This window comes from Micromonospora sp. NPDC051006 (assembly GCF_044456245.1).
Taxonomy (GTDB): Bacteria; Actinomycetota; Actinomycetes; order Mycobacteriales; family Micromonosporaceae; genus Micromonospora.
Map to the genome: position 1 here is coordinate 428007 of NZ_JBITFP010000003.1, position 15001 is coordinate 443007.

General features: G+C 69.8%; 15 protein-coding genes and 1 pseudogene. 10 read left to right on the top strand and 6 right to left on the bottom strand.

The window, feature by feature from the left end; all coding sequences use genetic code 11:
- Positions 1-354: 354 nt before the first annotated feature.
- The 6 genes and pseudogenes from amcA (ACIBBA_RS08345) (at position 355) to ACIBBA_RS08370 (ending at position 3484) form a co-directional block, all read left to right on the top strand.
- Positions 355-519 (top strand): multiple cyclophane-containing RiPP AmcA, encoded by a 165-nt coding sequence (gene amcA, locus ACIBBA_RS08345; protein ID WP_396695014.1) that lies wholly within the window; start codon positions 355-357, stop codon positions 517-519.
- Positions 516-863 (top strand): hypothetical protein, encoded by a 348-nt coding sequence (locus ACIBBA_RS08350; protein WP_357127532.1) that lies wholly within the window; start codon positions 516-518, stop codon positions 861-863. Before amcA (ACIBBA_RS08345) ends, ACIBBA_RS08350 begins: the two co-directional genes overlap by 4 nt.
- Positions 860-1996: a cyclophane-forming radical SAM peptide maturase AmcB gene (gene amcB, locus ACIBBA_RS08355; protein ID WP_396695016.1), complete on the top strand. Its 1137-nt coding sequence runs from the start codon at positions 860-862 to the stop codon at positions 1994-1996. The genes ACIBBA_RS08350 and amcB overlap by 4 nt, the downstream gene beginning before the upstream one ends.
- Positions 1993-2175, top strand: coding sequence for a multiple cyclophane-containing RiPP AmcA (gene amcA / locus ACIBBA_RS08360; protein ID WP_396695019.1), 183 nt, complete (start codon positions 1993-1995; stop codon positions 2173-2175). The genes amcB and amcA (ACIBBA_RS08360) overlap by 4 nt, the downstream gene beginning before the upstream one ends.
- 60 nt (positions 2176-2235) lie before the next feature.
- The gene (locus ACIBBA_RS08365; RefSeq protein ID WP_396695021.1) at positions 2236-2898 is read left to right on the top strand and encodes a pentapeptide repeat-containing protein; all 663 of its coding nucleotides are present in this window, start codon (positions 2236-2238) and stop codon (positions 2896-2898) included.
- Positions 2899-2913: 15 nt separating this feature from the next.
- A pseudogene (locus tag ACIBBA_RS08370) lies at positions 2914-3484 on the top strand (kinase).
- Between the two features lie 110 nt (positions 3485-3594).
- Here the strand turns inward: ACIBBA_RS08370 and ACIBBA_RS08375 are convergent.
- Positions 3595-4107, bottom strand: a complete 513-nt coding sequence (locus ACIBBA_RS08375) for an HAD domain-containing protein (RefSeq protein ID WP_396695023.1) — start codon at positions 4105-4107, stop codon at positions 3595-3597.
- 93 nt (positions 4108-4200) lie between these two features.
- On the bottom strand, positions 4201-4323 hold the full coding sequence (locus ACIBBA_RS08380) for a hypothetical protein (protein ID WP_396695025.1): 123 nt from the start codon (positions 4321-4323) through the stop codon (positions 4201-4203).
- Positions 4324-4707: 384 nt separating this feature from the next.
- On the opposite strand from ACIBBA_RS08380, the gene ACIBBA_RS08385 reads away from it, so the two are divergent.
- The gene (locus ACIBBA_RS08385) at positions 4708-6435 is read left to right on the top strand and encodes a helicase-related protein (RefSeq protein ID WP_396695206.1); all 1728 of its coding nucleotides are present in this window, start codon (positions 4708-4710) and stop codon (positions 6433-6435) included.
- Between the two features lie 21 nt (positions 6436-6456).
- A complete protein-coding gene (locus ACIBBA_RS08390; RefSeq protein ID WP_396695027.1) occupies positions 6457-6609 on the top strand; it encodes a hypothetical protein in 153 nt (50 codons plus the stop codon).
- Between the two features lie 376 nt (positions 6610-6985).
- On the opposite strand, the gene ACIBBA_RS08395 is transcribed toward ACIBBA_RS08390, so the two are convergent.
- Complete coding sequence (locus ACIBBA_RS08395; RefSeq protein WP_357071153.1) at positions 6986-7288, bottom strand: hypothetical protein; 303 nt, start codon at positions 7286-7288, stop codon at positions 6986-6988.
- A gap of 449 nt (positions 7289-7737) precedes the next feature.
- On the opposite strand from ACIBBA_RS08395, the gene ACIBBA_RS08400 reads away from it, so the two are divergent.
- On the top strand, positions 7738-9144 hold the full coding sequence (locus ACIBBA_RS08400; RefSeq protein WP_396695029.1) for a hypothetical protein: 1407 nt from the start codon (positions 7738-7740) through the stop codon (positions 9142-9144).
- Between the two features lie 873 nt (positions 9145-10017).
- On the opposite strand, the gene ACIBBA_RS08405 is transcribed toward ACIBBA_RS08400, so the two are convergent.
- The 3 genes from ACIBBA_RS08405 to ACIBBA_RS08415 form a co-directional block, all read right to left on the bottom strand.
- A complete protein-coding gene (locus ACIBBA_RS08405) occupies positions 10018-11115 on the bottom strand; it encodes an ice-binding family protein (protein WP_396695031.1) in 1098 nt (365 codons plus the stop codon).
- Between the two features lie 490 nt (positions 11116-11605).
- A complete protein-coding gene (locus ACIBBA_RS08410) occupies positions 11606-13012 on the bottom strand; it encodes a carboxylesterase family protein (protein ID WP_396695033.1) in 1407 nt (468 codons plus the stop codon).
- A gap of 128 nt (positions 13013-13140) precedes the next feature.
- On the bottom strand, positions 13141-14331 hold the full coding sequence (locus ACIBBA_RS08415; RefSeq protein ID WP_396695035.1) for an MFS transporter: 1191 nt from the start codon (positions 14329-14331) through the stop codon (positions 13141-13143).
- A gap of 232 nt (positions 14332-14563) precedes the next feature.
- Between ACIBBA_RS08415 and ACIBBA_RS08420 the strand changes: the two genes are divergently transcribed.
- Positions 14564-14953: a DUF2267 domain-containing protein gene (locus ACIBBA_RS08420; RefSeq protein ID WP_396695037.1), complete on the top strand. Its 390-nt coding sequence runs from the start codon at positions 14564-14566 to the stop codon at positions 14951-14953.
- Positions 14954-15001 lie beyond the last annotated feature (48 nt).

Here is a 15001-nt window from a genome sequence, read left to right on the forward strand (position 1 = left end):
CCCTGCCCGCTGAAGGCCGCCGGACCCGGTACGGATTTTCCCGGTCCTCCGAAGGGGTCGCCCCTACGTTCAGTTCACCCCAGATCACCGGCGCGTGTCGATGCCGGTGTGGGGGATGACTAACAGGGAGACGCAGATGGAGGGATCGATGGACGGCGCACCACACCACGGCTTGGGCCGCTGGCTCGGCCCGTCCTGGAACGAACTGTCTCGGTGTTCTCCCCGCCTGCGTACCGCCATGAGGGCTGCGTGGGTGGGTGATCGGCGGCCTGCTCCCAGCCGCCGTGATGCGGCGGCGGGCTCGCCATTCCCCCGGCGAGCCCGCCGCTCATCGTTCCTGGTGGGGGTGGAGGCATGACGGTGTACGTCTCGCGTAACGCGATGGCCGGGCAGTCCCGGCGCCCTGAGCCCAGGTGGACGTCCTCGCAGGGTCAGGTGCGGCGCGCTGATCCGCCGCTGCTCACCTTCGTGTGGCGTCGGCTGTTCGAGCAGCAGGCCCGCGAGGGCGGTCGCCGGTGACTGGGCAGCAGCGCCGTCTGGCGGCGAACGGGCTCGCGCCAGCCGAGGTGGAACATCTGCCGATGCGCCCGCTGTGGCTGTGCCGCCGGTGCGGGCAGCCGTGGCCGTGCGGCGCGGCGAAGCTCGCGCTCCTCGCCGAGTACCGGGAAGAGCCGGTGAGCCTGTTCCTCTACCTGGCCGGCTGCCTGCACGACGCGATCGACGACCTGCATCGGCTCAACCCGAGCGTCACGGGCAGCGCCGCCGACATGTTCGACCGGTTCCTCGGCTGGCCCGCCCGCCACACCCACGCCTACCGCGTCAGTACCACCACGGCCGCCAGCATCGAAGAGGCCTCCTCGTGAACGGCATCGGCTGCATCAACGCCACCGGCCAGCCGGCGGTCGCCGGCAGCTTCCACACCCTGGTCGTGCAGCCGACGAGCTTCTGCAACCTCGACTGCACCTACTGCTACCTGCCCGACCGGAGATCTCTGCGCCTGATGAGCGGCGCGGTCGCGCAAGCCTGTGCCGAGTCGATCGCCCAGCAGAACAGCGGGCATCCGGTAAGCGTCGTGTGGCACGGGGGCGAACCCACCGCCACACCCATCGGGCTGTTCCAGGATCTGCTTGCCCCGTTCGAGGAGCTGCGGCGCGCGGGGCTGGTGCGTCATGAGATCCAGACGAACGGCACGCTGATCAACCGACAGTGGTGTGAGCTGTTCACCGCTTACGGGCTCGAGGTCGGGGTCAGCATCGATGGACCGGGTGCGTTGAACCGGAACCGCCTCGACCGGGCCGGCGCGTCGACGGATGCCCGGACCCTGCGCGGCATGCAGACCCTGGCCGACGCGGGGCTGAGGTACACGGTGATCTGTGTGGTCACCCCGGAAACCATCGACCACGCGGAAGCCCTCGTCGAGTTCTTCACCGGCCTGCCCGGCTGCGAGTCGGTGGGCTTCAACATCGAAGAGCAGGAGGGCGCCGACCGGGCACCGGTGTCGGAGGATGCCGCGTACCGGTTTTGGCAGCATCTCATCGCACGTCGCGTGGGTGGCAGCCCGCTGCGGATCCGCGACGTGGACCGGTTGGCCGACTACCTTGCCGCCACCCGTGCCGGACACGTCGACCACGCGCCGTACGAGCCGATCCCGACCGTCTCTTGGGATGGGCAGGTGGTGCTGCTGTCACCGGAGCTGCTCGGCATCACCGAGCCGCGATACGGCGACTTCATCGCCGGCAACGTTCTCCATCAGCCGATTACCGCCATGCTCGCCCGCGCCGGCGACCTGGACTACGTCGCCGAGTTCGTTACGGCCCTCAACGACTGCGCCGACCACTGCGCCTTCTACGACTTCTGCCGCGGCGCCCAGGCCGGCAACCGCTACTTCGAGCACGCGACACTCACCGCCCGAGAGACGACCTACTGCCGGACCACCCGACAGGCCCTCGTCCGCGCCGCCGCGGACCACCTCACCCCTCAAGGAGGAGCACCATGACCAACGCTCTCGCGACTCTTGTCAACGCCGCACCCGAGCAACTCGCCCGCCTCGGCGTCGACCCCGCGCGGGCGGTAGCGTCGATCGACGCGGCGAAGTTCGACAACCGCCCCACCTGGGATAACAAGGGTAAGTTCGACAGCCGACCCGGCTGGGACAACTGGAACAAGAAGAAGTAGCCCCACCACGGGACGTGCGGGGTGGCGTGCCCACCCCGCGCCCACACAGGTTGAGGACACATGCGCACCACCACGATCGGCGACGTGAAGGTCCTGCTGCCGGACCTCGAACCGGACGACCTCGACACCACGACGGACCTGGCCGACGGCCTCACCGAGGCCCTCGTGGAGGGCGCAGCGTGGCACGGTGCCCACCTTGAGGACGTCAGCATCCGCAGCAGCTTGATCACCGGCGTGGACCTGAGCGAGAGCACCTGGGGGGCCGGCAGCCTCTACGGCTGTGAGATCACCCGCACCGACTTCTCCGGCGCGGCCGTGGCCGGCATCACCATCGAGCGGTGTGCGATCACCGGCTCCCGGTTCACCGGCACCAGACTCACCGATGTCCGCCTCAAGGACGTTCTGTTCGACGGCTGCCGCTTCGACTACGCCACCCTCCAACGGGTCACCGCTGCCGGCTCGGTCGCGTTCACCGACTGCACTCTCACCCACGGCGCGTGGTCTTCCTGCCGACTACCTCGCCTTGCACTGCGGTCCTGTGACCTCGCCGGCCTGGAATTGGACTCCTGTCACCTCGACGGGGCCGACCTGCGGGGCAGCCGGCTCCATGGCCTCAAGACGCCGCTGGATAACCTGCGCGGCGTCATCCTCGGCGAGGACCAGCTTCCTGACCTCACCCGGCTGACCGTCGCCGCTCTCGACCTCACCGTTCACAACGAGTGAATCAGAGGAGGGATTGTGCTCGCTGGACCCACGGGCAGCCCGGACTCGATCCTCGTCTGCATCCGGGGCAACTCCGGCTCCGGCAAGAGCAGCATCGCCCGCGAGCTACGACGCCGGCACGGCCGGGGTTGCGCCCTGGTCGAGCAGGACTACCTGCGCCGCGTCCTGCTGCGCGAGCGGGACAAGCCCGGCGGCGCGGCACCGGCGTTGATCGGGCAGACCGTTCGGTTCGCGCTGGACCCACGGGTACCACGTGGTGCTGGAGGGCATCCTGCACAGCAGCCGCTATCGGGCGATGCTGACGGCTCTGCGGGATGGCCACCGGGGGCGATCGCTGTTCTGCTACCTCGACGTGTCCCTAGCCGAGACCCTGCGCCGGCACCTCACGCGCCCGCAGGTCAGTGAGTTCACGGCCGAGGACATGAGCGGCTGGTACGCCGCGCATGACGTCCTGGGCTGGTCTGACGAGCTCGTCCTTCCCGAGACGACAGGACTGGACGAGGCCGTCGAGGCCATCGCCGCTGTGGCTGGGCTATCCCAGACCGGACGCGACGACGACCGACTGCCGAACGTTCCGTCCCCGTAGAGCAGCTCAGCCGGCTACCGGTGCCGTTCCGGCGCACCGTTCGCCACCGTCGGTCCCGAGTGGCCAGACAGCCCGCTAAGCACGGCGACTGCGACGGCATGGAGCTCGCCCTACCGCGCCCGCCTGAGCCAGCTCTCGATGACAGTGAAGTCGTGCTCGGTCAACCCGCGACGGGGATGGACCCGATGCAGCAGGGCTCGACTTGGGTGATGAGTCGACACCCACTGCTGATCGGCGTGGGAGATCTCGTCGTCGACCCAGACGAAGGGGCGTCCCTGTGCCCACTCGACCAGCCCACGGGTCTTCCAGTGCAGGACGCCCACCTCGTCGGAGTCGGGCCAGTCCACCACGGGCAGTGGCGGTAGCCCGAGCAGCGGCGCGAGCACGTCGTTCGCGTCGCTCATCCAGGTCGTCGCCCACACCAGGTCACACGGCAGAGCCTCCAGCCGGCGGCCGTGTCCCGGATCGACCTTGTGCAGCAGGGGATGGGTATCGGCCGTCAGAACCGGTGCCTCGCGGTGGCCATCTGGAATGCCCGGCTGAGCCGCCGTGGGTGTGCCAAGCGGGATGAGGGTGCCGTCCACGTCGAGGAACAGCAAGGGACGCGGCGCAGGGTGGGACATGACCCAAGAGGCTAGCCCTCACCCCGCCAACGGCTACCTACGTTTGCTTGCCCCAAAGCCATTCGTCGCGCCGGTGCTCCCGGCGGTCGGCACTCACGCGCCGCTGGCGGCGACCACGACAGGGGCGGCGCCGGGAAGCATCTCACCGGGCACTGTCCGCTCCGGCGGGGCTGTCGTGCCGGACCAGGCCACCAGCACCACATTCCACATCCTCAACCAAGGAGTTCTCGTGCTTCCGCCGACACCTTCAACAACTGCCGTAGGCATCGGCAGTAATGAGTTCCGGCTTGATCCCCGTTCGGGGGTCGGGCTTGGCGTCAGCGTTGACGTCAGTCTTCAGCCGGACCCCCGAACCGACCCCCTGTTTCCTCTCACAACGCAGGTCAGCCCGGCTGTCAACGCCGTCGGCTTGTCCTGCGACAGACCCCTGCTGGTCTCGGGTCTCTCCCCCTGGGGCTGGCATTCGGTACCCGGGAAAGAGGCGGTACGCCGAGTGGCTGGGCCGGCGAACCGCCCTCTGGCACGGCGACGTGTCCGCCCCCCCAACGCCGAGCAATCCTGGCCAGCCGGCCCGACATCCTCCTGACCACCCCCGAGTCGCTGGAATCCATGCTGGTCAGCCCCAATGTGGACCACCGGTCGTTCTTCTCCGGCCTGCGCGCCGTCGTTGTCGACGAGGTCCACGCGTTCGCCGGCGACGACCGTGGTTGGCACCTGCTGGCCGTCCTGGAGCGGCTGACCCGCATCATCGGCACACCAGTGCAGCGAATCGGACTGTCCGCCACCGTCGGCAACCCGGAGGAGCTGCTCGGCTGGCTGCAGGGCTCCGGGAAAGGCACCCGCCCCGGGCGGGTCATCGCGCCGGAGGAGCCCGCCACTGATGCGAACGCTGTGGCCGGGCCACCGCCAGCAGACATCGAGCTGGACTACGTTGGCTCGCTCGCCAACGCCGCCACCGTCATCGCGTCCCTGCACGCGGGGGAGAAGCGCTTGGTTTTCTGCGAGTCCCGGCAAACGGTCGAGGAACTGGGGCAGCTTCTGCGGGCCAGGGGGGTCACCACCTTCCTGTCACACGCGTCCTTATCCACCGACGAGCGACGCCGATCCGAGCAAGCGTTCGCCGAAGCGCGTGACTGCGTCATCGTCTCCACCAGCACCCTCGAACTCGGCATCGACGTAGGCGACCTGGACCGCGTCATCCAGATCGACGCCCCGTCGACAGTCGCATCATTCCTCCAGCGGCTCGGCCGCACCGGGCGTCGAACCGGCAACGTCCGCAACTGTCTCGTGCTCGCCCGCGACGGCGACTCACTGGTGGCCGCCGCTGCACTGCTGCTGCTGTGGGGGCGCGGCTGGGTGGAACCGGTGACAGCACCCCCCGAGCCACGCCACATCGTTGCCCAGCAGATCCTCGCGCTCTGCCTTCAACAGGGCCGAGTTGGCGACCGCCTGTGGAAGCAGTGGTGGAACGGGCTCTCCCCGTTCGACCGCAGCGCCGAGCCAACGGTGCGATTCCTGGTGGAGCATGGATTCCTGGACGTCGACGGCGACATGCTGTTCATCGGCCCCGAGGCGGAGAAGCGGTTCGGCCACCGGCACTTCATGGAGATGACGACCGTCTTCACCAGTCCACCGGAATTCACCGTGCTGTACGGCCGCGCGGACCTTGGTCGGATCGATCCAAGCCTACTGACCGAGGAGGTGCACGGTGACCGCCGGGTGCTCCTCGGCGGGCGGAGCTGGCGCGTGGTGTACGTCGACTGGCGCCGCCGACGCTGCTACGTGGAACCCGCAAACGGCGGCGGCAAGGCCCGCTGGACGAACCGCGGTTGGGCCGGCCTCGGCTTCGAGCTGACCCGAGCCATGCGGGACCTGCTGCTGGGCAGCGACCCGCCCGTACGGCTGACCAAACGCGCGACCGACCGGCTTGCCACCGAGCGCGACGAGCGAGCGTCCCTGGTCCACCCAGGTGGCAACGTCATCAGCCGGGACGAACATGGTGACATACGCTGGTGGACCTGGGCCGGATTCCGCGCCAACGCCACCCTGGCGGCAACCCTCAGCGAGGTGGTCGACCCAATCCAACGGTTCGACGACTGCCAGATCCGCTTGCGGGAGGACCTCACTCCGGCCACCTGGCGAGAGCTGACTGCGGACGCCGGGCAGCGCATCTGCTTGCCAGAGGTCGACGAGAGGGCGGTCGAAGGGCTCAAGTTCAGCGCCGCGTTGCCGCTACGGCTGGCGATGGCGACCCTCGCCACCCGGCTCGCCGACATCAACGGCGCCGCAACCCTGCTCCGGGAACGGACCCGCTTTGTGCAGGTCTGAAGTCGCCAACCAGGTGTCGGCGTGGCTGGTCGACCAGTCCGGCGCTACAGTAACTGCCCGCCCCTGACGATCGGCTTGCCGGCGCGCACCGCGCTGGCCGAGCTGCGCGGGCGGCTCGGCACCCATGGCTGGACACTCAACGCGGAAATGCAGCAGGTCGTCGAAGCGCCGTAACGGTCACGGCATGACTCCCGCTTGTCGGTGCTCGCCAGTTCCGCTGCCCTCATGCTGGGGACACAGGGCGCTGATATGGCCGAGAGTTCGCCCCCTTCGCGGACCTACCCAGTCGGTCGTGCAGTGGCGGAAACGACCTTTTCGCCGCTCGCCCACTTGACGGCACCCCCCCGCTGGCGTCGAACAAGCTTTCCAGCGGCGGCGCTTCCAGCGTGACCGCCCCGCTGGCGACGCAGGTGATTATGAGAGCGTGGCCACGCGGGTCGGCGACTGCTTGCGGGCCCCTGCTGCAGTCCCTTCGACCCGCCGTGGCGAGGTTGTTCGATGCGCAAGGCGCTGCGCGAGCCGGATTGGCGCGGGCTCGCGGCAGCGGGCGCTATTCCTGAGCGTCGACGCCGTCGGTGAGCGCGGCTTCCTCTGCGGGAGTGGTCGGGATGGTCACGGTGTTGTCCTCGGTGGCCGGCAGCGTGATCTCCTCCTGGTCCTCCCACCACTGGTAGTCCCAGCTGGACCGAACGGTGATCCGGTCAGCCCAGGGGAAGACCGCCGGCACGACGCCCTGTACTGCGCCGACGATCCGGGAGACCGCGGTGTCCAGGCGCTTGCCGCGAATGTTGGCGCGCAGCCCCTCCGGTACCCGCAGCTGGAACGTGATCGTTAGAACTCGGGGACTCGCCACTGCCTCTTCCTCTCGTTGTCGGGCTCGACGGTATCCAATCTCCGCGAGATTGGAAAGAGTCCGCGAGACTGTTGTATTTGGCCCGGACAGCTACGTCTCCCAAGCGAGACCGGACGTTCCTGCGGCAGTAGAGTCCTCAGCCCTGGGCGGGAGCAGCTCGCCGCACGCCCTCAGCCACCAGCGGCGTTGCAGCTCAACGAGTCGAGCGGAAATTGCCTCCGGCGTACACGTCGTACCGGCGAGATGAGGGCCGCGGTGTACGACGGGTGTCGGCGGCTGCGGTCACCACCACGTCGAGTTTGCTCGACGGTTCAATCTCGACGGAACCTGCGCATGCCGCGCCGAGGGACGCGACTGCCGCAGCAGCCGGAAGGCGAACATGATCCGTGTGATGGCAGCCGTATGGTTCCTACCAAGACGGCGTACCCTCGCGAAGGGCGGTTGACCCGTTGTCGACCTTGATTCAGCTGACGGCCGAGCAAGTCGAGCTCGTCCGCTACGGCGTGCTGTCCGACGCCACCTTCCGGCCGATGCCGATGGCGGCGGTCAAGTCGTTCGAGTCGGCACGAGAAGGCACACGGCGCGCTCGCCGTGCACCGGTTCGGAGAGCGGCTGAGCCTCGCCGGCGCATCGACTCCCTAGACCGCGAGGTCGCCGCCGAGTACTGGAAGCACCAAACGATCGAGCTGGCACTGCTGATCGGCAACGTCGACCTGCCCGGCTCGCCTGGCGCCGAATGGGCGGTAGTAGCGCTGGCCCGAGCGCACGCACTCGGCAGGCTCGGCAGCGGGACGACCGGCGTACGCAACCTGGAGATCCGGAATTGGACCGTGCTGCCCACACCAATCCCGGTGGACGCCATCATCAGCGGGCTGCCGGTCAACGAGGCCCACTGGTGGCGGCGGAATCTACATGCTTCGGCCAGGCCGATCCCGCCCAGCACCGACGAGGCGACTCTTCGCCAGCTGCGGAAACGGATCGCCGACTTCGACGAGACAGTCCGGTCCGTGCTGCTCCCACCCGTAACGGCCGGTGGCGCCGAGGTGGCAGGGCGGCCTGCCGTGCAGGAGGCCCGGGACGCCAACATGACTGCGGCTCGTCTGTTCTCTCCGGACTGGCGCGACCTCGAGCCGGTCCCGCTATCCGACGAGCCGTCAGCCGAGGTGGCAGCTTTTGTCGCGCAGCTTGGGACGGACGAGAATGACCTGATCCAGGACGACATCATTCCCTTCAAGGGTTGGGAGCAGCATCGGTCGCAGGGCGGCTGGGTGGAGTTTCAGTCCGAGGGGCGCCGGCTGCTGGTCAAGAACATCAACTTCAAGCGGGCTGAGACGCAGACCGGCGCGGACCTGGTCTACTGGCGCAGCGAGCCGGACGCCTTCGTAATCGTGCAGTACAAGGTGCTGGACCGTGACAGCCAAGGACTGATCCACCGGATCAATGGCAACGATCGCCTGCTCGGCCAACTACAGGCGATGCTGGCCTGTACCCGGCCGGACGGCGTCCCGCCCGCGAAAGCCGGTGACTTCCGGCTGGGAGGTACAAGCGCGTTCGTCAAGTTCGCTCATCCGATGACCAAGCCGCATGCCGATCATCAGCTGATCGACGGGCATTATCTTCCCGCAGAGCTGGTCCAGCTGATGTATGCGGAACCGGATCAGGGGCGCGGCGGCGGCAAGATGCTGCGCTTCCCACCGGAGCGCAGCATCGATCCTGAGACGTTCTCCCGGCTGGTCCGCGACTGCTGGATCGGCACCTCGGGCAAGGCTAGCGATGCCCTTCACCGGTTTCTACCGGGTCTGCGAGCAATGCCACCCGCGCACTTGGTCGTCGCCTACGACGAGCGTCGCCGCTGACGATGCAATGCCTCGGGCTCGCCTGTCAGTCAGGACCGCGACCGCCGGAGGCGAAGTCCGGCGACGGCGTGGTCGCCGCAGCCATGATCGACCGCCTCGTCCACCACGCCGAGGTCATCAATGAAAGGGCGACGGCTACCGAATCGAGGATCGTGATCTCGGCCACCAAACCTGCGACTAAAGATCCACCAAATCGAGGTGGTCCAGTTTCAGCCAGACCACAGTACTCACAGGGTGCTCCGCGGGTGCTCCGGCGCGATGGACGGGGCCGGCGGGCGACGGACTTAGCCGGAAGCTATCCCGCTGAGCTAGGGTCTGACCGCGAACAGATGGACTCACGCGACCCCACTGGACCAGATGACTCGGCCAAGATCATACTCTTAATCCGCGGGTTCGGGGTTCGAGTCCCTGGCGGCGCACCAGCAATCATCTGGGCATTCACCCTTCACGGGTGGGTGCCCAGATGTCGTTTCGGCGCGTGACGTCCTCAGGTTGCGTGATTCGACGCGGCGGCCGCCGGCGGCGATGGACACCGCGCCGGTCTTCTGCCTCTGCCCACTGGGGAGGTTGGCTCATGTTCCTGACGCCGCCGTCTCGCTTGAGCGCCTGGGCGCGCCCGATGATCTCGGTGTCGGCTTTCCCGCCCGAGCTGCTGCGCAGCGCGCGGGCGGGCGGGAGAGCACGCGGTGACGGCCGGTCTGGTGGGGCGCTGATGGACTGGCGCGCGGCGGCACCTACCCGTTCGTGGGCGGGCGGTAGCCGGAGCGTCTTCACCAGGGGGAGCTCGCCGACGAGGGTCGAGCAGTTGCCGTGTGGGGACAGCGGATGGGCGGCCCGGCCGGCAGATCGCCGGCCGGACCGCCCATCAGGCCATCAGGACCTGCGTGTCCGGCGCCGGGAGAGGAAGAACATGAGCGCGCCCAGGGCGACCATGACACTTCCTACGCCCGTCACTGCCGGGACCAGGCCGCTACCGGTTACCGGCAGGACTCCGGAGTCGTCGCCGCGACCGCCGGGGCCGCCGGGAGCGCCTGGGGCACCGGGAGCACCGGGAGCACCGGGAGCGCCGGGAGCGCCGGGAGCGCCGGGAGCGCCGGGAGCGCCGGGACTACCTGGGGCGCCGGGAGCACCGGGAGCGCCGGGACTGCCGGGCGCGCCACCCGGTCCGGGCGGGCCAGTTGGTCCGGGCCCGCCAGTTGGTCCGGGCCCGCCAGTTGGTCCGGGCCCGCCAGTTGGTCCGGGCCCGCCGGTCGGTCCGGGCCCGCCGGTCGGTCCGGGCGGGCCGGTCGGTCCGGGCGGGCCGGTCGGACCGGCGCAGAGCGGGGCGGTGATGGTGTTGGTGTCGAGGGTGACGGCGGCGGTTCGAGCGAGCGCCCGGCCCTGGAGCGTCGCGCCCGTGGCCATCGTGATCGACGCCTGAGCCATGATGGTGCCCACGAAGGTGGTTCCCGTGCCGATCGTCGCCGAGCTGCCGATCTTCCAGAACACGTTGCAGGGCGAAGCGCCGTTGATGAGGACGACGCTGCTGTTCGGCGCGGTGGTCAGCGCGGAGTCGACCTGGAAGATGAACACGGCCTGGGGGTTACCCTGGGCGTTGAGCGTCAACGTCCCGGTCAGCTGCGCGGCCCCGATCCGGTAGACCCCCGGATTGAGGGTGTTGCCGCCAAGTTCCGCGGGCAGGATGGTGAACGGGACCCGGCCGGCGGCGTCATTGAAGGCCGTGGTCAGATCGGCTTGGGCCTGTAGCGCGACCGCATCGCCGAGGTGGACCTCGCCGCCGATGGTCGCTGTCTCGAAGCCCGACGCGGTGTTTCCCGGGTACCTCCCGAGGCTCTGGCCCAAGAAGCTTTCGCCGGTGTTGGTGGGCTCGGCCCCGGCCAGTACGGAGAAGTTGGCGGCCGTCCCCAGGCCAACCGGCGCCTCCTGCGCGTTGGCAGCGGTCGCATTGAGAATCAGCAAGGTGGCGGCCACGGCGGCGGCTGCGGAAGCCGCGAGCGCCGGCAGGACTGCCCGCCGAAGGCGATGAATGGGTCTAACTTTCACAGAACACCCTCCGTGGGTACTACTCGCAGGAGGCGTCTCGAAGTCGCGTCCTGCCTGAAGCGGCGCAGATAACGTGCGGTGACCACAACACCACGCCCCGCTCATCCGAGTGGCGAAAACCGGACAATCCGCAAGGTTTCGCTTTTTTGGGACGGAACGGGGTCGGACGCCACCCCACTGTGCGGCACTTGTGTCGTGTGGGCACGTCGCCGGCCGTCAGGCGACCCGCCATCGCCGATGGTCGACGGACGCGGCCGGGCCGATGTGGAGCGACAGGGCGAACACCGGCGGCAGTGGGACCCGCGATCCGTACCCCGACCCGGAGGAGACCTCATGTCCCCGCCTGGCCGAAGACCTCGTCCTGCTGCTCTGCTCGTCCCCTGACCGCGGACGGGAAGCCTGGCTGAACCGGGTCCGCCTAGCCGAAGCGGTGGATCTGGCCGCCCCGACTCCCGTACGGCGCCCAGCCGCGCTCGGTCAACGCCTCCGCGCCCCGGGCCGCGAACGACAGCCAGGCCGAGCGCAGCGAGCCGCCACGGTCGGCCACGTCCGTCCACAGCTGCCCGGCGAGCATCGGCGCCTGCGCCCAGGCGGCCTCGTCACCGAAGAGCCAGGGCAGGTCGCTGCAGTGGCAGGCCTGGTACGGCGAGGTCGAGCACGTCGCGTCGATGCGGTACGCGAAGACCCGGGCGCCGCCGCGGGCCAGCAACCGAGCGAACCGCAGGGTCGGCCGGGCGAAGACCGACCGGGTCGCCAGCCCGATGAGCCCGTTCTCGACCGCGCGCCCGACCAGCGGTACGCGCTGGGAGACCGGACCGCCGGCGAGGAAGTAGGCGATCTCGCGGCGGGTGGTGCCGAGCACGACCTCGAGTTCCGCAGCGTCCGTCCGGCAGGCGATCCGCCACTCCCGTTCGTCCGGTAGCGGATCCACGCCGGCCACCGGCCCGTACACCGGGGCGAACCCCAGCCCGAGGCGCCCGGCCAGGTCCCGCTCGGCGAGTTGCTGCGCCGTGACGATCTCCGCCGGCGACGCGTCCCGCGGATCCTGTCCGAGCCGGGCGAGGAAGCGCTCCGCCACCCGTCCGGCCCTGGCTTCGCCGACCAGCCCCAGCCCGAGCGGCGGGCTCTGCAACACCGCCCGGCGGAACAGCGGCCGGGCCTGCGCCACGCCGAGCAGGCAGGCGACCGAGTGGGCGCCCGACGACTGCCCGATCACGGTGACGTTCTCCGGGTCGCCGCCCAGCGCCTCGGCGTTGGCGCGGACCCAGCGCAGCGCCTCGATCTGGTCCAGCAGGCCCAGGTTGCCGGGGGAGATGCCCGGCGCCCGCAGGTAGCCGAGCGCCCCGAGCCGGTAGTTGACGCTCACCACGACCGCGTCGCCCTCGCGGGCGAGCCGGTCGGTCCGGTACCGGTCCCAGGAACCGGCGCCGGAGCGGTACGAGCCACCGTGCAGCCAGACCAGCACCGGCCGTCGGGCCCGGTCGGCGGCCGGGGTCACGATCGTCAGGTTGAGGCAGTCCTCGGACTGGCGGCCCACCTCCGACCAGCCGGCGGTCGCCACGGATCGGGTCGGTGGTTGCGGGCTGACGCCACCGTGCTCCAGCGCGTCGCGGATCCCGGACCACGGTCGTTCGGGCACGGGTGGAGCGAACCGCTGCGAGGTCGCGTACCGGACGCCCCGCAGGATCGTCAGCCCGTCCGCGCGCCGGCCGCGCAGCGTGCCACCGCGTACGGTGACCAGCACCTCCGCCTCGACGTCACCGTGCCCGGCCGGGACGTGGTGTACGACGGTGGTGCCGTCGCTCGTGATCGGCTCGAACGTCACTGCTGACCCTGCCCCTCAACGCCGCCTCTGCTAGGGAGGCGAGACCGCGCGCCACCCTAGCCTCGCCGCGAGCTGGGCGACTGGCGGCGTCGGCGCCGGGAGACGCAGGTCATCGGGTGTCGGCCGGGTCATCCGGGCGCCCTCCTGGTGGCCCCGCGCAGCCCGAGCAGAGCGATGGCGGCCAGGACGATGACGCCGATCGTGTACTCGTCGGCGGTGCGGGGCAGGCCGCCGCCGTAGACCACCAGGAAGCCCGCGACGACGGCCGGCAGCCCGAGGCCGGCGTAGCAGACGATGTAGAGCAGGGAGAAGACGCTGGCGCGTTCGTGCGCCTCGACCAGCGGCATGACCGTCTTGAGGCTGCCCTGGAAGCCGCCACCGAAGCCGATGCCGCTGATCGCGACGCCGAGGAAGAAGACGCCGACGGAGTCGGTGTTGATCGACACCATGGTGACGACCATGCCCACGATCAGGGCGGCGATCCCGGTGAGCATCAGGGTTCGGGCGGGGGCGTTGCGCATCACGAGCACGGTGATGGACGAGATGCCGGCGAGGACGAAGAGGGCCACCCCGCCGAACACGATCGAGGTGGGTCCGATGGCGCGGACCAGCGCGGGACCGAGCGAGCCGAAGAAGCCGGCCAGCGACCAGGCGGCGAAGAGCACCGGTGCGACCACCAGAATCGGTCCGCGTACGTTGCGGGGCAGTTTGACGTCCGGTCGCAGGCTCTGCAGCGCTCCCTTCGTCGGGCTGATCGTCTCGGGCATCAGCGCGACCCCGACGCCCTGGATCAGCAGGATCACCAGCAGGACGACGTATACCAGTCGCGTCGGCGCGGGCAGGAACTGCACGAGCAGCGCAGAGAGCAGCGCGCCGCCACCGGTCCCGATGCCCGGCGCGATGGAGTTGGCGAGCGTGCCGCGGGCGCGGTTGATGTCGAGCATGGCGGCGCCGATGGCGCCGGTGGCGGCGCCGGCCGCCAGCCCCTGCACGATGCGGGCGGCCAGCAGGGTGGGTACCCCGTTGGCGAAGACGAAGATGACCAGCGAGATCATCTGGACCGCGATCGCGACGAGCAGGATCGGTCGCCGTCCGACATGGTCGGAGAGCTTGCCGAACGTGAGCAGGGTCGCCAGCACCGCGACGGCGTAGATGGCGAAGACCACGGTGGTCGTGATCGGGGAGAAGTGCCAGTTCGTCTGGTAGGTCCCGTAGAGCGGGGTCGGCGCGGCCGACGAGGCCAGGAACGACACGAGGAGGGAGGCGAGCAGCAGCAGGGTGAGGTTCGGTGAGAGTCGGCCCCGTTGCGCGATACCCATGTCACCCGCTCCTGAAGTTGGGCCGCGGGCGGTTGCCGCGGTCGACCTGGGCGCCCTCTGGTGACGGGCAACCGCAGCGAAGTACCCGATGTGCTCGCACGCACGCGACCCGGGCGACCCCGACCTCGTCGGGACGGCCGACACTGATCAGCAGGCACTGACGGGCCACCGGCACCCGTTTGCCGCCGGTGGCTGCGGGTAGCCACGCTTCTCCGATCGGGAAGGACGGGGCATGGCCGAGCTGAAGTTCTTCGACAAGGTGGCCGCCCGGGCGAGCGTCCCGGACGACACCGCGCGCGCTCTGACCGAGGCCACCCTGCGCACCCTCGCGGAGCGGATCAGCGGCGGGGAGGCGGCCGACCTGGCCGGCCACGTGGCGCACGAGCTGCGTCCGCTGCTGGCCCGGGCCGCCCAGGAGGAGCCGGAGGTCTTCGCGTACGACGAGTTCCTCCGCCGGGTGGCGGAGCGCGCGGGGGTGGAGCCGCAGCTGGCCGAGCGGGGGGCGGGGGCCGTCCTGCAGACCCTGCACCGGGTGGTCGGGCATCGGGAGTTCGAGCGGGCGCTGGCTCAGCTGCCCACCGAGATCCAGGCGCTGGCTCAGCCGGTGCCGCAGGGGCCCTGACCGGACCGCCCTCGGACGGGCCGCCCCGCGTGCGGTGGCGGCCCGCGG

Excerpts from the sequence above, each read along its gene's own strand:
- amcA (WP_396695014.1), top strand. The coding sequence starts at position 355 with ATGACGGTGTACGTCTCGCGTAACGCGATGGCCGGGCAGTCCCGGCGC.
- amcA (WP_396695019.1), top strand. The coding sequence starts at position 1,993 with ATGACCAACGCTCTCGCGACTCTTGTCAACGCCGCACCCGAGCAACTC.
- ACIBBA_RS08365 (WP_396695021.1), top strand. The coding sequence starts at position 2,236 with ATGCGCACCACCACGATCGGCGACGTGAAGGTCCTGCTGCCGGACCTC.
- ACIBBA_RS08375 (WP_396695023.1), bottom strand. The coding sequence starts at position 4,107 with ATGTCCCACCCTGCGCCGCGTCCCTTGCTGTTCCTCGACGTGGACGGC.
- ACIBBA_RS08415 (WP_396695035.1), bottom strand. The coding sequence starts at position 14,331 with ATGGGTATCGCGCAACGGGGCCGACTCTCACCGAACCTCACCCTGCTG.
- ACIBBA_RS08420 (WP_396695037.1), top strand. The coding sequence starts at position 14,564 with ATGGCCGAGCTGAAGTTCTTCGACAAGGTGGCCGCCCGGGCGAGCGTC.